Raw genomic sequence first — 21064 nt, 5'->3', positions numbered from 1 at the left:
TTCTGCGGCGCTTGCCACTGATTTACAAACGAAAGAAACCTGACCCGGAGGAAACCCTGGGCCTGGCGGTTTTGCATTTTGATACGTATTTTACCCCAGAGTTCCCTATGGGTCATCGTTTACTTTCCACCATGATGCACCGTAGTATGGCAACATCACCTGCCAGTAAACGCGAGATTATGCGATTTTCACGAATTGTTACCGGCTTAGCTTGCGCATTTATGCTGAATGCCAACGCGGCCACGGTCGAAGACTATATGCAGTATCTGCCCGATGGCGCAAATCTGGCGCTGATTGTGCAAAAAGTCGGCGCGGATACGCCCTCTATTGATTATCACAGCAAGCAGATGGCGCTGCCCGCCAGTACGATGAAAGTCATTACCGCGCTGGCCGCCCTGCTCCAGCTTGGCCCGGAATACCGTTTTCATACGCAGCTGGAAAGTAAAGGCTCCATCAGCAACGGTACGCTAAAAGGCGACCTTGTGGCGCGATTTGGTGGCGATCCGACGTTAACGCGTCAGGATCTGCGCAATATGGTTGCCGTCTTAAAAAAGCAGGGCGTCGACCATATTCAGGGCAATCTGGTAATCGACACTTCGGTGTTCGCCAGCCATGATAAAGCGCCGGGCTGGCCGTGGAACGACATGACGCAGTGCTTCAGCGCGCCGCCCGCGGCCGCTATCGTGGATCGTAACTGTTTCTCTGTGTCGCTCTACAGCGCACAGACGCCGGGCGAAAAAGCTTTTATTCGCGTGGCGTCGTTCTATCCGGTCAATATGTTCAGCCAGGTACGCACGCTGGCGCGCGGTTCAGCGGAGGCGCAGTATTGTGAGCTGGACGTGGTGCCTGGCGAGCTGAATCGCTTTACGCTGACCGGCTGCATGAGCCAGCGCGCTGAGCCTCTGCCGCTGGCCTTTGCTATTCAGGATGGTGCCAGCTACGCCGGGGCGATCCTGAAAGGAGAACTGCAGCAGGCCGGCATCGACTATTCCGGGCATCTGGTGCGTCAGACGCTGGCGACGCCGCCAGCCACCGTACTGGCTGAGACGCAGTCCGCACCGCTGCACGATCTGCTGAGGATTATGCTCAAGAAATCGGACAACATGATCGCCGATACGGTGTTCCGCACCATTGGTCATGAGCGTTTCGGCGTTCCCGGCACATGGCGCGCCGGTTCCGATGCTATCCGTCAGATCCTGAGGCAGAAGGCCAATATAGATATGGGCAACAGTATTCAGGTGGATGGTTCCGGTTTGTCGCGTCACGATCTGATTTCGCCCGCCACCATGATGCAGGTGCTGCAATATATTGCGGAAAACGACCAGCAGCTGAACTATATTTCCATGCTGCCGCTGGCAGGTTATGACGGCTCGCTGCGCTATCGCGGTGGCCTGCATGAAGCCGGCGTGGATGGTAAAGTTTCGGCGAAAACGGGATCGTTACAGGGTGTGTATAACCTGGCAGGCTTTATTACCACCGCCAGCGGCAAGCGGGTGGCCTTTGTGCAATATCTTTCGGGCTATGCGGTGCCGCCGCAGAATTTCAAGCAGCGCCGCATTCCGCTGGTTCGCTTTGAAAGTCGCCTTTATAAAGATATTTATCAGAATTATTAAGATTAAGGGCGGGGTCATCCCCGCCCTTTTTATCAGAAATGCGTATTCAGGCTCATATAGTAAGTCCTGCCTGACTCGTTAAAGGTATTGGCGCCTGCGCCATACATATAGGCACCGGTCGTCGAATTCCCCGTGGTTTGCGCATTGCCTTCGCGGAAATGACGCTTATCGAACAGGTTATCGATACCGACGGTCACGCTGGCGTACTTATTCACATCATAGGTGCCGCTAAGTCCCAAAATGGAATACGGGCTGACCGTCGATTTTTCTGTTCCGCTTACCGCTTCTCCCTTGTAGTTATACTTCTTCGGCGTCTGCCGGCCATACCAGGTAAAGGTGGTTTGCAGCGACAGATCCTGCGTCGCCTGCCAGGAGAGCGTCGAGTTCAGCGTATATTCCGGGATAACGGACAGGCGATCGCCGGTGGTTTTGTTTTTGCTTTGCAGCATATAGGTCAGGTTATTGTTCCAGCTGATGGCTTCCGTCACCGGCAGGTTCACCGTTCCTTCCAGCCCTTCCACCACGGCTTTCGGCACGTTTTCCCATTTGTAGATGTCGGTGCTGCCGGTAGAGCCTGTCGGCACGTAACCCGATTCAATCTTGTCGCGGTAGTCGTTGCGGAACCAGGTCAAACCGGCCTGATAGCCTTCATGCTTATACTCCACGCCCACTTCTTTATTGATGCTGGTTTCGGCTTTAAGGTCGTCGTTACCCATCAGGTAGCAGGCGCCGGCGCTGTCGGCACATCCCTGACCGCGGCTGTAAAGCACGTAGTTCGGGTTGGTTTGATAGAGACTCGGCGCTTTATAGGCTCTGGCGATCCCCAGCTTCAGCGTAAAGTCGTCCGCCAGGATCTGCGAAAGATTCAGCGACGGGCTCCAGTTATTGCCAACGATGCTGTGATGATCGAAGCGCAGCCCCGGCACCAGCGTGGTGCTATCGGTCAGTTCCATATTATCTTCCGCAAACAGCGAGAAGATTTCTGCCGAGGAGTAAGGGCTGCGGTTGGTGCTGCTGATGCCGTCGATAGCGCCGCCGGAAAGTGCCTGGGTATTAGAGGCGCCATCCTTCATACGCTGCTGGTTCCATTCGGTGCCAAACGTTGCGGTCTGGTTGACCAGAAACGCAAAGGGTACGCTGACTTCGCTGTGCAGCAGCACGTCGTTGAGCTCGATAGTGGAAAAGCCGCTGTCAGAGAAGATCCCTTCGGTACCGCCTGCCAGCCCTTCATTCATCCGCGAGTTGCGCGTGTTCTCATACTGGGCATAGCTGCGCGTGCTGACGCCGTTATCCCAGACGCCGGTCCAGGTAACCGCATAATCCTGACGGTAGAGGCGATTGGTTTCGTCGCCGTATTTGCTCTGCACCAGCGCGCTGGTATTGGTGTTTTGGGTATCGCCTGCATAGAGATTACCCTGACGGCTGTAGCCCGCGCTGAACTCCAGTTTCTGATTGGTCGCAAACTCCCAGCGCAGCTTGCCGTGAATATCTTTGTTGACTACGCCTTCGCGTCCAGCCGGGACGGTATCGGCATAGGTGCCAGTGCGCAGCGACTGATGACCTTCGTTGATAAACTGCGCGTCCGCCTGAGTCTTGCTCAGGTTGCCCCACAGTGAGAAGCTGACATCATCGCCCATCGGGCCGCTCAAAGAGAAGTTAGAGCGTTTGGTAGAGCCTTCGGATTTATGCTCCGGCATATTCAGGTAGGTGTTCCAGCTGCCGTGCCACTCGTTGCCGGTCTGTTTGGTAATAATATTTACCACGCCGCCCGCCGCACCGTTGCCATAACGTGCCGCCGCCGGGCCGCGGATCACTTCGATATGGTCAACCATTTCCGGCGGCACCCAGTTGGTATCACCACGCGTGTCGCGTTCGCCGCGCCAGCCCAGACGTACCGAGTTGCGGCTGGCGACCGGCATTCCGTCGATCAGGATCAGCGTATTTTCTGGCCCCATGCCGCGAATGTCGATCTGACGATTATTGCCGCGCTGGCCGCTGGTGGAGTTGCCGGTAAGGTTAACGCCCGGCATGGTACGGATGATTTCAGAAAGATCGCGTGAAGGCGGCCGTTTTTTGATTTCGTCGGCGGTGATGGTGGATACGCCCGGCGCCTGCAGATTTTGCTGCTGCGCCGTGACCATTAGCGTACCGCCTTCGGTATCGACAGCGTCGTCAGAAGCTGCCTTTGTCTGAGGGGTATCGTCCGCCGTTGCGCCTGCCACTGCGCCCAGCCCAAGCAAAATTGCCAGCGAGAGTCTTGATAATTTGTTCAATGTTCTCATTCCCTGTAGATCCGCCTCCGCCAGTCTCTACAGAGGCAAGTAGATAAATAAACAGGCGTTGCTGCCCGCCCGCGCCTGGTTCGCGTTACGCACGGGCGTCTCTGACCAGGCGGCCATACATTATTTCAAATGCAAACAATTATCAATTCGATTATTCGTCGTATTCTTATTAAAGTGATGGTTTTGTGAGCAGGCATGAAAACGCAACGGAGAGCGGATGCCTTCGCGGACGCGAAGGCATAAAAACCTATTGGTCAGAAAACAGCTGTTCCAGGCGGGTCAGCACATTGTTGGCGCTGTAGTAGTCCAGCCGGAAGCTGTCCTCTCCCAGCGCATAGACCCGCTTGTTTTTTACCGCCGGGGAGTTGGCGACCAGCGGCTCGGCCAGCAGCGCCGCCTGTTCTTTATCACCTGCGGCAAACATCAGAACGGACTGCCCCGTCAGGCCGGTGACCAGATTTTCTCCTGCTACTGGAATAATATCCCGACGCTTAAGGCGCTGGCTGGCCTGGCGTACCACGGCCGTCGGTGCTGCCAGAGTAAAGCCCAGCGATCCCAGCAATTTTCCCTGCGCGGATTCCGGCGTCCAGAGATTGACCAGATGGATATGAGGATTATAAACCAGCGCGGAAACGGGCTGCGGCGGCAGTTGCAGCTTCGCTTTGACCTCTTTCTCCCGCTGCGCGTAGCGTTGAATTGATGCCTCCGCCTCGGTCTCTTTACCCGTGGCCTGCGCCAGCACGCGCTCTACTTCCTGCCAGCTTTTATCGTCGTAGTTAACGACCAGCGTCGGTGCCAGCGCGGCCAGACGATCGTAGAACGGCAGCGCAGAGTCATTTCCCGTCGCGCTGACGATAATCAGATCCGGGTTTTCTGCGGCAATCGCTTCAAGGTTAGGTTCGCCACTGTAAAGGCGCTTAACGCCCTTTGCCGCCGCCACGTTTCCCCACTGACGGAAAAACCCCCGGTCGTCGGCGATACGGTGGCCTGGCATGGTGGCACCGCTGGCGATAACCGGCGCGTCTATCGCCAGCAGCGAGCCGGTCAGCGTCACGCTGGTAGAGACAATCCGCTCAGGCTGCTGCTTTAGCACCACCTCGCCCTTAACGCTGCTGATATGCCGTGGCCAGCCTTCTCCGGCACGAACTGTACCGATCGACAGCAGCGAGAGAGCAAAAATGATCAGGGGAAAAATTCGGATGGGAGTTCGCATGGATCAACTCATTCAGGCGGGGCAAAGCACGGAGCTTCACCAGGGTTCGGATAGAGCAGATGATAATGATTATCTTTATTAGCGGGAAGAAATAATTACTGCTGCACGGTTCATACAACAGAAAGGGCGCCAGCCGGCGCCCTTTGCGGATTAACGCTGGTAAATGATTTCGACGCCTTCGTCGTCTTCATCATCCCAGTCATCATCCCAGTCATCGTCTTCTTCCACCGCCGTTTCAGCTTCTTCCAGCTGCTGGCGATGATAGTCGTCCCACATGAACTCCACTTTTTCCGGCTGCTTCTCTTCCACTTCCGCCTCTTTTGGATGGGCGTTCAGGAAGGACATCACGTCCCAGCAAAGCGGCGTCACGCCAACGCGATTGGCGGCGGAAATCAGATAGTATTTATCCGTCCAGCCCAGCGCGTCGGCAATGGCTTTGGCACGGGACTCCGCTTCTGCCTGATCCAGCAGGTCGACCTTGTTGAAAACCAGCCAGCGAGGTTTGCTGAAAAGCTTCTCGCTGTATTTTTCCAGCTCGCCCAGAATGATGCGGGCGTTTTCTACCGGATCGGTTTCATCAATCGGCGCAAGGTCGATGGTGTGCAGCAGCACGCGGCAGCGCTCAAGGTGCTTAAGGAAACGAATACCCAGACCTGCGCCGTCAGAAGCGCCTTCAATCAGGCCCGGAATGTCGGCGACCACAAAGCTCTGCTCGCTGTCCATACGCACCACGCCCAGGCTAGGCACCAGGGTAGTAAACGGATAGTCGGCTACCTTAGGCTTGGCGGCGGAAACGGCGCGGATAAAGGTGGATTTACCCGCGTTCGGCAGTCCCAGCATCCCGACGTCGGCCAGCAACATCAGCTCCAGCTGCAGATCGCGCTTTTCGCCCGGCGTTCCCATCGTTTTCTGACGAGGCGTACGGTTAACGGAAGATTTAAAGCGGGTGTTCCCCAGGCCGTGCCAGCCGCCTTTAGCGACCATTTGCAGCTGACCGTGCTTCATCATATCGCCCAGCGTTTCGCCAGTGCCCTGATCGATGATACGGGTGCCGACCGGCACTTTAATAATGATGTCTTTACCGCGTTTACCGGTGCAGTCGCGGCTCTGGCCGTTCTGCCCGCGCTCGGCGCGGAAAGACTTTTCAAAGCGATAATCAATAAGGGTGTTCAGGTTCTCGTCGGCCTGCATATAGACGTCGCCGCCGTCGCCGCCGTCGCCGCCGTCCGGGCCGCCTCTGGGAATATATTTCTCACGACGGAAACTGACGCAGCCATTGCCGCCATCACCCGCAGCAACGAGGATCGTCGCTTCATCAACAAACTTCATGTTACTTCTCCGTAAATCATTTGCCCGCTGCTGGCAGGATGATCCGTCGTGGCTCGCAGGCCTTATGACGGCTGTCCGGGGGCGCAGCCCTCGCGTCATTTCCAGACAGGGGATCCGCCTTAAGACATCATGCAGCTGAATACAAAGTGTACAGCAAAGGGTTTTACTGGCAACCTGATTGGCGCGCCAGATGCAGAATGTAAAAAGCCCCGCAATCATAGCGGGGCTTTTTGATTCGCTGCTGAAAGCGGTATCAGGTACCGCCTTCAGGCACGAAAACCTTACTCAGCAACGATGCTGATGTATTTACGGTTGTTCGGGCCTTTCACTTCAAACAGGACCTTGCCGTTTGCCGTAGCAAACAGGGTGTGGTCACGGCCGCAGCCTACGTTAGTGCCCGCGTGGAATTTGGTGCCACGCTGACGAACGATGATGCTACCTGCCAGGACGCTTTCGCCACCGAAACGCTTAACGCCCAGGCGTTTTGCGTTGGAATCGCGGCCATTTCGAGTGGAACCGCCAGCCTTTTTATGTGCCATTTGTCAGATCTCCTCTTAGGCGCTGATGCCAGTGATCTTCACATCAGTGAACCACTGACGGTGACCCTGCTGCTTACGGTAGTGTTTACGACGACGAAACTTAACAATCTTAATTTTGTCGCCACGACCGTGAGCAATAATTTCTGCTTTGATCACGCCGCCTGAAACTAAAGGTGCGCCGATCGTTACTTCTTCGCCGTTGGCAATCATCAGAACCTGGTCGAATTCAATCGTTTCGCCGGTTGCGATGTCCAGCTTTTCCAGGCGAACGGTCTGACCTTCGCTCACTCGGTGTTGTTTACCACCACTTTGGAAAACCGCGTACATATAAACTCCGCTCTCGCGCTTGCCGTCTTGAGTTCAGGCTGCGCTATAAATATTCACAATAGGGCGCGAATTCTACGCAACTTCGCACGCGATGACAAGTGCCAGGTAGCGGGTATTGCAGAAAAAAAACGCAAAGCACAGCCAAATGTTTCACAGTCGCCATTTTCAAGTACAATCTGTTATACATTACATGCCGCAGGCACGGGTAAAGACGCTTATCATAGCTGCAAAGTGGGCAATAGCTGAAAAGACTGATGAACTTAGAACAGATAAACGAACTCACCGCGCAGGACATGGCGGACGTCAATGCAACCATACTCGAGCAGTTGAATTCTGAGGTTTCCCTCATCAATCAGCTGGGTTATTACATCATCAGCGGTGGAGGCAAACGCATCCGCCCAACGATCGCCGTTTTGGCCGCGCGCGCGCTGAATTATTCTGGTAAACAACACGTTACCGTAGCAGCCCTGATAGAATTCATTCACACCGCGACTCTTCTGCACGATGACGTGGTGGACGAATCGGATATGCGCCGTGGCAAAGCCACCGCCAACGCCGCTTTCGGCAATGCGGCCAGCGTGCTGGTCGGCGATTTTATTTATACGCGCGCTTTCCAGATGATGACCAGCATTGGTTCGCTGCGCGTGCTGGAGCTGATGTCGGAAGCGGTTAACGTGATCGCAGAAGGCGAAGTGCTGCAGTTGATGAACTGTAACGATCCCGATATTACCGAAGAGAGCTATATGCGGGTGATCTACAGTAAAACTGCTCGCCTGTTTGAAGCCGCTGCGCAATCTTCCGCTATCCTCGCCGAGGCCACGCCAGAGCAGGAAAAGGCGTTGCAGGATTATGGCCGCTATATCGGCACCGCTTTCCAGCTTATCGACGATCTTCTTGATTACAGCGCCGATGGTAAAACGCTGGGTAAAAACGTTGGCGACGATCTTAGCGAAGGCAAACCAACCTTACCGCTGCTGCACGCTATGCGGAACGGCACGCCGGAGCAGACAGCGATGATCCGCAGCGCGATTGAGCAAGGTAACGGCCGTCATCTGCTGGAACCCGTACTGGAAACCATGCAACAGTGCGGCTCGCTGGCCTGGACGCGAGAATCGGCGGAACGTGAGGCAGACAAGGCCATTGCCTGTCTGAATGCCCTGCCGGAATCGCCGTGGCGCAGCGCGCTGGAAGCGCTGGCGCATATGTCGGTCCAACGCGAATTTTAATCTCTGAGCGCGGTCAGCCGCGCTTTTCCCTTCGGTACAACGCCTCGCAGATCCCTTTTTGTAATGTAATGCATCACGCTGTTACGTAACTTTTGCGTATTACGCCTCAAAAACACAACGCTGTTTAAATTTTATTGGAAATAACTTAGCGGTTATTGTTATAAATCTGACTGCGGTATTTAAAGGCTAATGCCTTAAATATGCTCATCATGTTCGTAATCCCTGCCGTAGAGACGGCAAAATTGCGTCCTGATGTTTCCAGAAATAGCGATGCGTCCATGGAGGAAAAAGCAGATGCTGGAGAAAAAAGCGGACTGGCATAACGCGGATATTATTGCCGGTCTGAAAAAGAAAGGCACCACGCTGGCCAGGGTATCACGAGAGGCCGGATTAAGCTCGTCCACGCTTGCTAACGCGCTGTTCAGGCCGTGGCCTAAAGGCGAATGGATTATCGCCAATGCCCTGAACATCCATCCGGCTGAGATCTGGCCCAGCCGCTATTACGATCCTGTCACCCATGCCCTGCTCGACCGTAAAAAGCTTATTCGCTCATAAAAAAAGGCGGTAGATCGCTACCGCCCCTTTGCCAGTCAGCTTTAAACAGCGCTATTCATCGCCGCTCACGCGCTCGATATTAGCGCCTAACGCTTTCAGCTTGTCTTCGATGTGCTCATAACCGCGGTCGATATGGTAAATACGATCCACAATCGTGGTGCCTTCCGCGATGCAGCCAGCCAGCACCAGGCTTGCGGAAGCGCGAAGATCCGTGGCCATAACCTGAGCGCCGGACAGTTTCTCCACGCCGTGGCAGATCGCCGTATTGCTTTCGATTTCCGCGTGCGCGCCCATCCGGATCAGCTCCGGCACGTGCATAAAGCGGTTCTCGAAGATAGTTTCGGTGATCACGCCCGTGCCTTCCGCTACCAGATTCAGCAGGCTGAACTGCGCCTGCATATCGGTTGGGAAGCCAGGGTGCGGCGCGGTACGGAAGTTGACTGCTTTCGGCCGCTTGCCGTGCATATCCAGGCTGATCCAGTCATCGCCTACTTCAATATCGGCTCCCGCTTCGCGCAGCTTGGCCAGCACCGCATCCAGCGTAGCCGGCTGCGTATCGCGGCAGATAACCTTGCCACCCGAAATCGCTGCGGCGATCAGGAAGGTGCCGGTTTCAATACGATCCGGCAATACGCGATAAACGCCGCCGCCCAGACGCTCAACGCCTTCGATAGTAATGCGATCGCTGCCGGCACCGGTGATTTTGGCACCCAGCGTATTCAGGAAGTTCGCCGTATCGACGATTTCCGGCTCGCGGGCGGCGTTTTCAATCACGGTGGTGCCGGTAGCCAGCGTGGCGGCGCTCATAATGGTGACGGTTGCGCCTACGCTGACCTTATCCATCACGATGTGCGCGCCTTTCAGGCGGCCGTCGACGGACGCTTTAACATAGCCTTCTTCCAGCTTGATCTCGGCACCCAGCTGCTCAAGGCCGGTAATGTGCAGATCGACAGGACGAGCGCCGATAGCACAGCCGCCAGGCAGAGAAACCTGCCCCTGACCGAAACGCGCCACCAGCGGGCCAAGCGCCCAAATCGAAGCGCGCATGGTCTTTACCAAATCGTAAGGCGCGCAAAAAATATTGACGTTGCTGGCATCCAGGTGCACCGAGCCGTTGCGCTCCGCTTTTACGCCCAGCTGGCTCAACAGCTTCATGGTAGTATCGATGTCCTTAAGCTTCGGGACATTCTGGATTTCTACGGGATCGGACGCCAGCAGAGCAGCGAAAAGAATCGGCAGCGCAGCGTTTTTAGCACCGGAAATGGTCACTTCCCCGCTTAAACGGGTCGGGCCCTGCACACGAAATTTATCCATTAAACCTGCTCTCAATTAATCAGCAATAGGGTACGGCCGCTTCACCGCCCGAAGCGATGAAGACGGCGACTTAAAAACCGTTCAGCTTACGGTCACGTGCCCATTCTTCCGGCGTATAGGTTTTGATGGACAGCGCGTGAATACGGTTATCGGCAAGATAGGCGGCCAGCGGCGCGTAAATCGCCTGCTGCTTTTTTACGCGGCTCAGTTCGCCAAACATCTCGCCCACGGCGATCACCTGAAAGTGGCTGCCGTCGCCGGTTACGATAGCTTCCTGCAGCGGCAGCGCGGCCATCAGCACGGATTGAATTTCACTAGTTTCCATGGGATTTTTTAAATTCGGTTGAGAATAAACAGGCCTACATAGTAGTGGAAAGCGGAGCTATCTTAAACAGGCAAAAAAGCCTCCGCGTGTGCAGAGGCTTTTTCATCAGAAACGGGCGCGGGCCGTCAGCGTTCGGCGGTAATAAACTGCTGCAGATTATACAGAGCGATCAGCGAACGCAGTTTGTCCGTAATACCGGTAAATCCCGGCGCTTTGCCCTGTCGCAGCGCGATTTGACGCAGGTGCACCAGCAGCGCCAGCCCGGCTGAATCAACTCTGTCCAGCGCGGAGACATCAATGGTATCAATCTGTTTCATGACCGTTTCACGCTGCTGCCACAGTGCGGCCAGCGTTTCCCGCGCCAGCTCGCCCGCCAGATGCAGGCGGTCGCCTTCGATGCGCCAGTTAAGCTGGTCCATTACTGCTGCTTGTCCAGCGTAATAGGCTGGCTGGCCGCGTTTTTCAGCACGCCGGTCAGGCCGTCGACGCCTTTCTGCCGCAGGATCCCCGCCCACTCGTTTTGCTTGGTGGAAATCATGCTCACGCCTTCCGCGATCATATCGTAGGCCTGCCAGTCGCCGGTACGGCTGTTTTTACGCCACTGGAAGTCCAGGCGAACCGGCGGACGGCCGTTTGGATCTATGATAGAGACGCGAATGGCGATGATGTTGGCATTGCTGTAAGACTGTTCGGGCGCGATCTGATAGGTCTGCCCGTGGTAGAGCGCCAGCGCCTGACCGTAAGCCTGAGCCAGATAATCGCTAAAGGCTTTGAAATAGGCTTCGCGCTGGGCAGGCGTCGCTTCTTTGTAGTAACGTCCCAGCACTAGCGCGCCGGCATATTTAATCTGCACATAGGGCAGCAGCTCTTCACGCACGATTTGGCGCAGGTAGTTGGGATCCTGCTTGATTTTAGGCTGCTCGTTTTTAAGGCGGGTAAAGGTTTTCTCCGCCGCCTCGTTCATCAGTTTGTACGGGTTAGTCTGGTCGGCGGCGGCGTTGGCCGCGACCGGGGCAACGATCAACATTGCCACCATCAGGAAACGTTTAAACATTACTGCTCCTCTTAAGGGTTAGTCGCTGCGGCCGGGGCAGGCTCACCACCGTTCTCCGGCGCCGCGTTTTTACTCTCGTTACCGTTGCCGCTCTTATACAGGAACTGGCCTATCAGATCTTCCAACACCATTGCTGACTTGGTGTCCTGAATGGTGCTGCCATCCTTAAGCATAGCCGTTCCCATCTCCGGATCGTCAAAACCGACGTTGAGCGCCAGATACTGTTCGCCCAGCAGACCAGAGGTTCTGACCGCCAGCGAGCTGGTATCCGGCAGCTGATTATATTTATCTTCGATATCCATTGAGACACGCGGCAAATAGGTTTTCTCATCCAGGCCGATATCCGTTACCCGACCAATCACCACGCCGCCGATTTTCACCGGCGAACCGCTTTTCAGCCCGCCGATATTGTCAAAGGTAGCGTAGAGTCGCCAGGTGGGCTCGCTGCCCAGGGATTTCAGATCCGCCACGCGCAGGCAGAGAAACAGCGCCGCGCAAAGCGCCAGCAGTAAAAAGACCCCTACCCAAATTTCGCTTTTTTTCGTTTGCATCGAATCAGTTCCCAAACATCAGTGCTGTCAGCACAAAATCCAAACCGAGCACAGCCAGAGAAGCATGTACTACAGTACGCGTCGTCGCCCGGCTAATGCCTTCAGAAGTCGGCACGGCGTCGTAGCCGTTAAACAGGGCAATCCAGGTGACGGTAAAGGCAAAAACGGCGCTTTTGATCACGCAGTTGACGATATCGGTACGGATATCCACGGCGTTCTGCATCGCCGACCAGAAAAAGCCGCCGTCGATGCCTTTCCAGCTGACGCCCACAATGGCGCCGCCCAGAATCCCTACCGCGACGAAGATCAGCGCCAGCAGCGGCATACTGATAAAACCGGCCCAGAAGCGAGGAGAAATAATCCTGCGCAGCGGATCGACCGCCATCATCTCCATGCTGGAGAGCTGCTCGGTCGCTTTCATCAGACCGATTTCCGCCGTAAGCGCCGAGCCTGCCCTGCCGGCAAACAGCAGCGCCGTGACGACCGGTCCCAGCTCGCGCAGCAGCGACAGCGCCACCAGCATTCCCAGGCTGCTGTCGGCCCCGTAGGTATTCAGCACCAGATAGCCCTGCAAACCCAGCACCATGCCGATAAACAGGCCGGAAACCACGATGATCAGCAGCGACAGCACGCCAATGCTGTAAAGCTGCTTGATCACCAGCGGCGCATGTTTGCGGAAGCGGGGAATGCCTATCAGCGCGTGAAAAAGCATCAGCCCGGCGCGGCCAAACGAGGCGCAAATATTGATCCCCTGACGTCCGATGGACGCCAGTGCACGTAGTAACATCAGATTAACTCCCTGAGCCGGTTAGATCCTGCAGATAGTCGCCTGCGGGAAAACGAAAAGGAACCGGGCCGTCGGCGATGCCGTCGATAAACTGGCGAACCCGGGCATCTTCATTTTCATGCAGCGCGCTGGCCGTTCCCTGAGCGATAACTTTCTGTCCGGCGATAATGTAGGCGTAGTCGGCAATGCTCAGTACTTCCGGCACGTCGTGCGAAACCACAATGCAGGTCATGCCCAGCGAGTGGTTCAGCTCGTCAATCAGCTTGACCAGCACGCCCATAGTGATCGGATCCTGCCCGACGAAAGGTTCGTCGAACATAATCAGATCCGGCTCCAGCGCAATAGCTCTGGCCAGTGCCGCGCGCCGCGCCATGCCGCCGGACAACTCGGAAGGCTTTAGCTGAGCCGCGCCGCGCAGGCCAACGGCTTCCAGCTTCATCATCACCGTGCTGTGCAGCAGCGCGGGCGGCAGCTGCGTATGTTCGCGCAGCGGCCAGGCGACGTTGTCAAACACCGTCAGATCGGTAAACAACGCACCGGACTGAAATAACATGCTCATTTTTTTACGCGCTTCGTAGAGGCGCGAGCGCGAAAGCGCGGGAATATTTTCCCCGTTAAACCAGATTTCGCCGGCGTCGGGGCGCAGCTGACCGCCGATCAGACGCAGCAGCGTGGTTTTACCAATGCCTGAAGGGCCCATAATGGCTGTGACTTTCCCTTTCGGCACCGTAAGCGAGATGTTATCGAAAACCGGGCGATCGCCGCGAGCGAAGCTGACGCCCCGAACGTCCACCAAATTCGTCTCCGTCTGGCTCATTGTGACCTCTATCCTCTTTTCCAGGCATTTCATCCTCTACCGATGGTAACTTATAACCAGCGGAACTGGACACTTTTACAGAAACTTATCCGTCTGACGTAGCGAAAGTTGGCATAAGTTTTACTTTTTGCTTTCAGACCGTCAAAATCAGCGCATTCTTCAGGCCGCCTGGCCCGTTTTGCTCGTCGTGCAAGGCAAGCCGACGATTATACCCGATCAAAGGACATTTCATGCTTGTAGCTACCGCACTATTGATTATCGGCCTGGTCCTGCTGGTATATGGTGCAGATCGTCTGGTGTTCAGCGCGGCTATCCTGTGCCGCGCAATTGGCGTTCCTCCGCTGATTATCGGCATGACCGTGGTCAGCATAGGCACCTCGCTGCCTGAACTGATCGTCTCTTTCTCCGCTTCCCTGCGCGGCCAGATGGATTTAGCGGTCGGTACGGCAGTCGGCTCCAATATCACCAATATTCTGCTGATCCTCGGCGGCGCGGCGCTGCTGCATCCCCTAAGGCTGTATTCCAGGCTGCTGGCGCGCGAGCTGCCGCTGATGCTGCTGATTACATTAATCAGCGGCCTGCTGTTGTTTGATAATCTGTTAAGCCGCAATGACGGTCTGATCCTGATTGCCTTTGCGGCAGGCTACCTGTTATTTATTATCAACATTGCCCGCAAAGCGGAGCGTGGTGATACGGATTCGCTGACGCGCGAACAGCTTGCCGAGCTGCCGCGTGACGATACCGGCAACACGGTGGCGTTTCTCTGGCTGGGCGTGGCGCTGATTATTTTACCGATGTCGACCCGTATGGTTATCGACAACGCAACGGTTATCGCCAATTTTTTTGGCGTCAGCCAGCTGGTGATCGGTCTGACGGTAATCGCTGTCGGCACCAGCCTGCCGGAGCTGGCTACGGTGATTGCCGGCGCGCTGAAAGGCGAAGATGATATCGCCATCGGCAATCTGATCGGCTCTAATATCTACAATATCGCCATTGTGCTTGGCATCCCGGCGCTGCTGCATCCGGGCGCGGTGGATATGCATGCTTTTGCCCGCGATTACTGGATCATGCTGGGCGTCAGCGCGCTGTTTACGCTGATCTGCCTGCGCCGTAGCCGCTGTATCGGCAGAGCGGCGGGCGCGCTGCTGCTGATCGGCTTCGTTGCCTGGGTCGCGTTACTCTACTGGCTTCCTTCGGCCACCTTTTGGTAAAAGGATTAGAACCTATGTCACCTGTTACTCTACGACCCGACTTTGATTTTCAGCAGGCGGGGAAAGATGTTCTGACGATTGAACGTCAGGGACTGGAACAGCTCGATCGATACATTAACGAGGACTTTACCGAAGCCTGTAAGCAAATCTACGACTGCCACGGCAAAGTGGTGGTGATGGGCATGGGGAAATCGGGCCATATTGGCAAAAAGATGGCGGCCACCTTCGCCAGCACCGGCACCCCGGCGTTTTTCGTACATCCGGCAGAGGCCAGCCACGGCGATCTTGGCATGGTCAGCTCGGGCGATATTGTTATCGCCATTTCCAACTCCGGCGAATCCTCCGAGATCCTGGCGCTGATCCCGGTGCTGAAGCGGCTGCGCGTATCGCTTATCTGTATGACCAGCCGTCCCGACAGCGCGATGGGCCGCGCGGCAGATATCCATCTCTGTGTTAAAGTACCGCAGGAAGCCTGTCCGCTGGGCCTGGCGCCGACCAGCAGCACCACGGCAACGCTGGTGATGGGCGACGCGCTGGCGGTAGCGCTGCTGAAGGCTCGCGGCTTTACGGCTGAGGATTTCGCCCTCTCCCATCCGGGTGGCGCACTGGGCCGCAAGCTGCTGCTGACCGTTGACGATATTATGCATAGCGGTGATGAAATTCCTCACGTCAGCCGTGACGCCTCGCTGCGTGACGCCCTGCTGGAAATCACCCGTAAAAATTTAGGTATGACGGTAATCTGTGACGATTTGATGAAGATCGAAGGGATTTTCACCGATGGCGATCTGCGACGCGTCTTTGATATGGGCATTGATATTCAACATGCCAGTATCGCCAGCGTTATGACCTCGGGCGGCGTACGAGTGCGGCCCCATACGCTGGCGGTCGATGCCCTGAATCTGATGCAGAGTCGCAATATTACCGTTTTGATGGTAGCCAACGGCGATCGGCTGCTTGGCGTAGTGCATATGCACGACATGCTGCGTGCCGGCGTGGTTTAACAAGGAATAAAAAATGGCTGGCGCAAGCTGGATAAGTACCTGTTATGGCGACGTGAGCGAAACCGTGATGGCACGCGCGCGTGAAGTTAAGCTGTTGATTTGTGACGTGGATGGCGTGATGTCCGACGGCATTATCTATCAGGGTAATAACGGTGAAGAGCTGAAAGCTTTTAACGTGCGGGACGGCTACGGCATTCGCTGCCTGCTGACCTCGGACGTGGAAGTCGCTATTATCACCGGTCGCAAGGCGAAGCTGCTGGAAGATCGCTGCGCCACGCTGGGCATTACGCATCTTTACCAGGGCCAGTCGGATAAGCTTTTGGCCTTCCGCGAACTTCTGGATAAACTGTCGCTTATGCCGGAGCAGGTCGCCTACGTTGGCGACGACCTGATTGACTGGCCGGTAATGGCGGAAGTCGGCCTGAGCGTGACCGTAGCCGATGCGCATCCCGTGCTGCTTCCTCGCGCCGACTACGTTACCCGCATCGCGGGCGGACGCGGCGCCGTACGTGAAATTTGCGATCTGATCCTAATCGCGCAGGATAAGTTTGATAAGGCCAAAGGGCAGTCTGTATGAGTAAAACAAGGCGTTGGATTACGCTCCTGCTGGCGCTGGTAGCGATCGTGCTGATTGGCTGGAACCTGGCCGATACGGATAAGCCCGCGCCCGCGACCAGCAACGCGCTGGAGCCGACCTATACGAGCCAGTCGTCCAATACGGTGGTGTATAACCCGGAGGGCGGACTGAGCTACAAGCTGGTGTCCGAGAAAGTGACCTACTTTTCCGCCGACGCGGTAAGCTGGTTCGATAATCCGGTCATGACCACCTATGACGAAAACAAAGTGCCCACCTGGTCGGTACGGGCAGACAAGGCCAAACTAACTAATGACCGTATGCTCTATCTTTACGGCCACGTCGAGGTCAACAGTCTGGCCCAGGACGCCCAGCTACAACGAATTAAAACCGATAACGCCGTAGTGAACCTTGTCACGCAGGACGTTACCTCAGAAGATCGGGTAACCTTATACGGCAACAGCTTCAGCTCTACCGGCATGAAGATGCGTGGCAATTTACGGAAGAAAACCGCCGAGTTGATTGAAAAGGTCAAAACCTCCTATGAAATTCAGAATGCGAACCAACCTTAAGTTTTTGACGCTCGGCCTGCTGCTGACTGCCAGCCTGCCCGCTCTTGCCCTGACGGGCGATTCGGATAAGCCGGTCAACGTGGACTCCGAAAATCAGGCGCTGGATATGCAGGGCAACGTGGCGACCTTTACCGGCAACGTTATCGTGACCCAGGGCTCGATCAAAATCACCGCGGATAAGGTTGTGGTCACGCGTCCGAACGGCGACAGCAACAAAACCATCGTGGACGCCTGGGGCAATCCGGCGACGTTTTATCAGATGCAGGACAACGGCAAGCCCGTTAAAGGCCATGCGCAGAAAATGCACTACGAGCTGGCGAAGGATTTCGTCGAGCTGACGGGCAGCGCATATCTGGAGCAGCTGGACAGCAACGTCAAAGGCGATCGCATCACCTATCTGGTGAAAGAGCAGAAAATGCAGGCCTATGGCAATACCGGCAAGCGCGTAACCACCGTGCTGGTGCCTTCGCAGCTGCAGGATAAGAACGCCTCGTCCCCCAAGAAGAGTAACTAAGCCATGGCGACTTTAATTGCGCAAAATCTGGCGAAGGCCTACAAAGGCCGACGCGTGGTGGAAGATGTCAGCCTGGAGGTAAAATCCGGTGAGATCGTGGGTCTGCTGGGCCCGAACGGTGCCGGTAAGACCACCACGTTTTATATGGTAGTGGGCATTGTGCCGCGCGACGCGGGCCGCATCGTTATCGATGATGAAGATATCAGTATTCTGCCGCTGCACGCGCGCGCGCGTCGGGGCATCGGCTATCTGCCGCAGGAAGCCTCTATTTTTCGCCGCCTGAGCGTGTACGACAACCTGATGGCGGTGCTGCAAATCCGTGATGATTTAACGGCGGAACAGCGAACCGATCGCGCTAACGAGCTGATGGAAGAGTTCCATATCGCGCACCTGCGCGACAGCATGGGTCAGGCGCTTTCCGGCGGTGAACGTCGTCGCGTAGAGATCGCGCGCGCGCTGGCGGCGAATCCTAAATTCATCCTGCTGGATGAGCCTTTCGCTGGCGTCGACCCGATTTCAGTGATTGATATTAAAAAAATTATCGAACACCTGCGCGACAGCGGCCTGGGCGTGCTGATCACCGATCACAACGTGCGTGAAACCCTGGCCGTCTGCGAACGAGCCTATATCGTCAGCCAGGGTCACCTGATCGCTCACGGCTCGCCTGAGCAAATCCTCCAGGATGAACAAGTTAAGCGCGTCTATTTGGGCGAAGAGTTCAGACTCTGATAAGGTGTTCAGACCGGTCAAGATTTTTAAGGAATAAGTATCCTGAATATGAAGCAAGGTTTGCAGCTCAGGCTTAGCCAACAGCTTGCCATGACGCCACAACTGCAGCAGGCGATACGTCTGCTGCAACTCTCTACGCTTGAACTCCAGCAGGAAATTCAGCTGGCGCTGGAAAGCAACCCGCTGCTTGAACAAACCGATCTTCACGAAGAAGTCGACAGCCGCGAATATCAGGAAAAAGAGGCGCTGGATACCCGCGAGGCGCTGGAACAAAAAGATATGCCGGAAGAGCTGCCGCTCGACGCCACCTGGGACGAAATCTACACCGCCGGTACGCCGTCGGGCACCGGCACCGACTACCACGACGACGAGCTGCCTGTTTATCAGGGCGAAACTACCCAGTCGTTGCAGGACTACCTGATATGGCAGGTAGAACTGACGCCTTTTACCGATACCGATCGCGCCATCGCTACCGCTATTGTCGACGCCGTGGATCCGACCGGCTATCTGACCGTTTCTCTCCAGGAGATCCAGGAGAGTATCGGCAACGAAGAGCTTTCTGCGGAAGAAGTCGAAGCGGTACTGAAGCGCGTTCAGCGGTTCGATCCGATCGGCGTCTGCGCACGCGATCTGCGCGACTGCCTGCTGGTACAGCTGTCGCAGTTCGTGGATGACACGCCCTGGCTGAAAGAGGCCAGGCTTATTGTCAGCGACCATCTGGACCTGCTGGCTAACCACGACTTCCGCAGCCTGATGCGCGTCACGCGGCTGAAAGAGGACGTGCTGAAAAACGCCATGCAGCTGATCCAGTCGCTTGACCCGCGCCCCGGCCAGTCGATTAATACCAGCGAACCGGAATATGTCATCCCGGACGTGCTGGTGCGTAAAATCGGCGCCCGCTGGGTGGTGGAACTGAACGCCGACAGCGTGCCGCGCCTGAAGATCAACCAGCACTATGCCTCTCTGGGCGGCAGCTCTCGCAGCGACAGCGACAGCCAGTTTATCCGCAGCAATTTGCAGGAAGCCCGCTGGCTGATAAAAAGCCTGGAGAGCCGCAACGATACGCTGCTGAAGGTCACGCGCTGCATCGTCGACCAGCAGCAGGCCTTCTTCGAGCAGGGTGAAGAGTTTATGCGTCCTATGGTGCTGGCGGATATCGCCTCCGCCGTAGAGATGCACGAATCGACGATTTCACGCGTTACCACGCAAAAATACCTGCACAGCCCACGCGGTATTTTTGAACTGAAATATTTCTTCTCCAGTCACGTGAACACCGAAAGCGGCGGCGAAGCCTCTTCCACGGCCATTCGCGCGCTGGTAAAGAAATTGATCTCGGCGGAGAATCCCGCCAAGCCTCTTAGCGACAGCAAGCTGACCACCCTGCTCTCCGATCAGGGGATTATCGTGGCCCGCCGCACCGTCGCGAAGTACCGAGAGTCTTTATCCATCCCGCCCTCAAACCAGCGCAAGCAGCTGGTCTGAACGAACAGATAAGGAAGAGCTTATGCAACTCAATATTACCGGGCAGAATGTTGAAATTACCGAGCCTTTACGTGAATTCGTGGTGGCTAAATTCGCCAAGCTGGAGCAATACACTGACCGTATCGGCCAGGTTTATATTGTGCTGAAGGTGGAAAAGGTGACGCAGGTCGCCGATGCGACGCTGCACGTCAGCGGTGGTGAGTTGCACGCCACCTCGGAAGAAAAAGATATGTATGCGGCGATTGACGGCCTGATCGACAAGCTGACGCGCCAGCTGAATAAACATAAAGACAAGCTGAAGCAGCATTAATTACCCCTGAAGCATTGATTATTTTTTCGCCACCCTTATCTGATAAGAATGTGGTGTAAACTAACCGGCTCGTCTTCTGATTGCAGAAGGCGGGCCGTTAATCAACGGGCATAATGCATTCGACTGATGGCCTGCCGAACGATCGGGCAGCGCCGTTTTGCCAGGCGGAAGTGAATACCTAAGTGAACCTATGATGAACAATGACCTGACACTGGAACTGAGCTCGGTCCTGAGCCTTTCCTGTACCCGCAACGGCGTGCATTGCCAGAGCAAAAAGCGGGCGCTGGAGATTATCAGCGAGCTGGCGGCCAAACAGCTTAATCTGCCGCATCAGACGATCTTTGAAGCGATCCTGACGCGTGAACGTATGGGCAGTACCGGCATAGGTAATGGCATCGCGATCCCACACGGCAAGCTGGTGGAGGATACGCTGCGCGCGGTAGGCGTATTTATCCGTCTCGATCAGCCGGTAGCCTTCGACGCTATCGATAATCAACCGGTCGATCTGCTTTTCGCCCTGCTGGTGCCTGCCGATCAGTGTAAAACGCATCTGCACACGCTCTCGCTGGTCGCAAAACGCCTGGCCGATAAAACGGTCTGCCGCCGACTGCGCGCCGCGCAAAGCGATGAAGAGCTTTTTGCTATCATGGCAGAGGAACCACAAGCCGCCTCTTAAGCCTTTAGTGGGCCGGTCTGCCGGCCCGAGCGTATGCACAGGGAAGCTCCCCGTCCCTTTGGA

Annotated in this window: 24 protein-coding genes; 12 read left to right on the top strand and 12 right to left on the bottom strand. The window is 55.9% G+C overall.

The annotated features are described in order from the left end of the window. Positions 1–179 precede the first annotated feature (179 nt). Entirely contained in the window at positions 180–1613 is a 1434-nt protein-coding gene (dacB, locus tag EGK14_RS00385) for a serine-type D-Ala-D-Ala carboxypeptidase (RefSeq protein WP_125287485.1), read from the top strand. Between the two features lie 32 nt (positions 1614–1645). On the opposite strand, the gene EGK14_RS00380 is transcribed toward dacB, so the two are convergent. The 5 genes from EGK14_RS00380 to rplU all read right to left on the bottom strand — a co-directional run bounded on the left by EGK14_RS00380 (position 1646) and on the right by rplU (position 7303). Beyond that, on the bottom strand, positions 1646–3886 hold the full coding sequence (locus EGK14_RS00380) for a TonB-dependent siderophore receptor (protein ID WP_304984959.1): 2241 nt from the start codon (positions 3884–3886) through the stop codon (positions 1646–1648). A gap of 256 nt (positions 3887–4142) precedes the next feature. Continuing rightward, positions 4143–5108, bottom strand: coding sequence for a Fe2+-enterobactin ABC transporter substrate-binding protein (gene fepB, locus EGK14_RS00375; protein WP_125287104.1), 966 nt, complete (start codon positions 5106–5108; stop codon positions 4143–4145). Between the two features lie 150 nt (positions 5109–5258). Continuing rightward, positions 5259–6437 carry an Obg family GTPase CgtA gene (gene cgtA / locus EGK14_RS00370; RefSeq protein WP_125287103.1) on the bottom strand — a complete coding sequence of 393 codons (1179 nt, stop codon included), beginning with the start codon at positions 6435–6437 and terminating at the stop codon, positions 5259–5261. Between the two features lie 281 nt (positions 6438–6718). Further along, positions 6719–6976, bottom strand: a complete 258-nt coding sequence (gene rpmA, locus EGK14_RS00365) for a 50S ribosomal protein L27 (protein WP_012666719.1) — start codon at positions 6974–6976, stop codon at positions 6719–6721. A 15-nt stretch (positions 6977–6991) separates the two neighbouring features. Next, a complete protein-coding gene (gene rplU, locus EGK14_RS00360; protein WP_125287102.1) occupies positions 6992–7303 on the bottom strand; it encodes a 50S ribosomal protein L21 in 312 nt (103 codons plus the stop codon). Positions 7304–7557: 254 nt separating this feature from the next. On the opposite strand from rplU, the gene ispB reads away from it, so the two are divergent. Beyond that, positions 7558–8529 (top strand): octaprenyl diphosphate synthase, encoded by a 972-nt coding sequence (gene ispB, locus EGK14_RS00355; RefSeq protein ID WP_125287101.1) that lies wholly within the window; start codon positions 7558–7560, stop codon positions 8527–8529. A 294-nt stretch (positions 8530–8823) separates the two neighbouring features. After that, complete coding sequence (locus EGK14_RS00350) at positions 8824–9084, top strand: helix-turn-helix domain-containing protein (RefSeq protein WP_125287100.1); 261 nt, start codon at positions 8824–8826, stop codon at positions 9082–9084. A 51-nt stretch (positions 9085–9135) separates the two neighbouring features. Here EGK14_RS00350 and murA read toward each other — a convergent pair whose 3' ends face one another. The 7 genes from murA to mlaF all read right to left on the bottom strand — a co-directional run bounded on the left by murA (position 9136) and on the right by mlaF (position 13932). Next, positions 9136–10398, bottom strand: a complete 1263-nt coding sequence (gene murA, locus EGK14_RS00345) for a UDP-N-acetylglucosamine 1-carboxyvinyltransferase (RefSeq protein ID WP_125287099.1) — start codon at positions 10396–10398, stop codon at positions 9136–9138. Positions 10399–10468: 70 nt separating this feature from the next. Further along, positions 10469–10723 carry a BolA family iron metabolism protein IbaG gene (ibaG, locus tag EGK14_RS00340; protein WP_125287098.1) on the bottom strand — a complete coding sequence of 85 codons (255 nt, stop codon included), beginning with the start codon at positions 10721–10723 and terminating at the stop codon, positions 10469–10471. Between the two features lie 125 nt (positions 10724–10848). Continuing rightward, positions 10849–11142: a lipid asymmetry maintenance protein MlaB gene (gene mlaB, locus EGK14_RS00335; protein WP_125287097.1), complete on the bottom strand. Its 294-nt coding sequence runs from the start codon at positions 11140–11142 to the stop codon at positions 10849–10851. Next, complete coding sequence (gene mlaC / locus EGK14_RS00330) at positions 11142–11777, bottom strand: phospholipid-binding protein MlaC (protein ID WP_125287096.1); 636 nt, start codon at positions 11775–11777, stop codon at positions 11142–11144. Before mlaC ends, mlaB begins: the two co-directional genes overlap by 1 nt. A gap of 11 nt (positions 11778–11788) precedes the next feature. Then, positions 11789–12328 (bottom strand): outer membrane lipid asymmetry maintenance protein MlaD, encoded by a 540-nt coding sequence (gene mlaD / locus EGK14_RS00325; RefSeq protein WP_125287095.1) that lies wholly within the window; start codon positions 12326–12328, stop codon positions 11789–11791. Positions 12329–12332: 4 nt separating this feature from the next. Beyond that, on the bottom strand, positions 12333–13115 hold the full coding sequence (gene mlaE / locus EGK14_RS00320) for a lipid asymmetry maintenance ABC transporter permease subunit MlaE (protein WP_125287094.1): 783 nt from the start codon (positions 13113–13115) through the stop codon (positions 12333–12335). A gap of 4 nt (positions 13116–13119) precedes the next feature. Next, on the bottom strand, positions 13120–13932 hold the full coding sequence (mlaF, locus tag EGK14_RS00315) for a phospholipid ABC transporter ATP-binding protein MlaF (RefSeq protein ID WP_125287093.1): 813 nt from the start codon (positions 13930–13932) through the stop codon (positions 13120–13122). A 230-nt stretch (positions 13933–14162) separates the two neighbouring features. Here mlaF and EGK14_RS00310 point away from each other — a divergent pair, with 230 nt between their 5' ends. The 9 genes from EGK14_RS00310 (at position 14163) to ptsN (ending at position 21001) form a co-directional block, all read left to right on the top strand. Then, complete coding sequence (locus EGK14_RS00310) at positions 14163–15143, top strand: calcium/sodium antiporter (RefSeq protein ID WP_125287092.1); 981 nt, start codon at positions 14163–14165, stop codon at positions 15141–15143. A 14-nt stretch (positions 15144–15157) separates the two neighbouring features. Next, complete coding sequence (gene kdsD, locus EGK14_RS00305; RefSeq protein WP_125287091.1) at positions 15158–16144, top strand: arabinose-5-phosphate isomerase KdsD; 987 nt, start codon at positions 15158–15160, stop codon at positions 16142–16144. Positions 16145–16157: 13 nt separating this feature from the next. Beyond that, the gene (gene kdsC, locus EGK14_RS00300) at positions 16158–16721 is read left to right on the top strand and encodes a 3-deoxy-manno-octulosonate-8-phosphatase KdsC (RefSeq protein WP_125287090.1); all 564 of its coding nucleotides are present in this window, start codon (positions 16158–16160) and stop codon (positions 16719–16721) included. After that, on the top strand, positions 16718–17290 hold the full coding sequence (gene lptC, locus EGK14_RS00295; protein WP_125287089.1) for an LPS export ABC transporter periplasmic protein LptC: 573 nt from the start codon (positions 16718–16720) through the stop codon (positions 17288–17290). Before kdsC ends, lptC begins: the two co-directional genes overlap by 4 nt. Next, a complete protein-coding gene (gene lptA / locus EGK14_RS00290; RefSeq protein ID WP_125287088.1) occupies positions 17262–17804 on the top strand; it encodes a lipopolysaccharide ABC transporter substrate-binding protein LptA in 543 nt (180 codons plus the stop codon). Before lptC ends, lptA begins: the two co-directional genes overlap by 29 nt. A 3-nt stretch (positions 17805–17807) precedes the next feature. Then, positions 17808–18533 (top strand): LPS export ABC transporter ATP-binding protein, encoded by a 726-nt coding sequence (gene lptB / locus EGK14_RS00285; RefSeq protein WP_125287087.1) that lies wholly within the window; start codon positions 17808–17810, stop codon positions 18531–18533. Between the two features lie 48 nt (positions 18534–18581). After that, positions 18582–20015, top strand: a complete 1434-nt coding sequence (gene rpoN / locus EGK14_RS00280; protein ID WP_125287086.1) for an RNA polymerase factor sigma-54 — start codon at positions 18582–18584, stop codon at positions 20013–20015. Between the two features lie 22 nt (positions 20016–20037). Next, positions 20038–20325: a ribosome hibernation promoting factor gene (hpf, locus tag EGK14_RS00275; protein ID WP_125287085.1), complete on the top strand. Its 288-nt coding sequence runs from the start codon at positions 20038–20040 to the stop codon at positions 20323–20325. A gap of 193 nt (positions 20326–20518) precedes the next feature. Continuing rightward, positions 20519–21001 (top strand): PTS IIA-like nitrogen regulatory protein PtsN, encoded by a 483-nt coding sequence (ptsN, locus tag EGK14_RS00270; RefSeq protein WP_199746329.1) that lies wholly within the window; start codon positions 20519–20521, stop codon positions 20999–21001. Positions 21002–21064: the final 63 nt, after the last annotated feature.

The sequence above is a fragment of the Erwinia sp. 198 genome, from assembly GCF_003937915.1.
Lineage (GTDB): Bacteria > Pseudomonadota > Gammaproteobacteria > Enterobacterales > Enterobacteriaceae > Erwinia > Erwinia aeris.
Note: the sequence above shows the minus strand (reverse complement) of the source record. Positions and strands in the feature narration are given on the sequence as shown.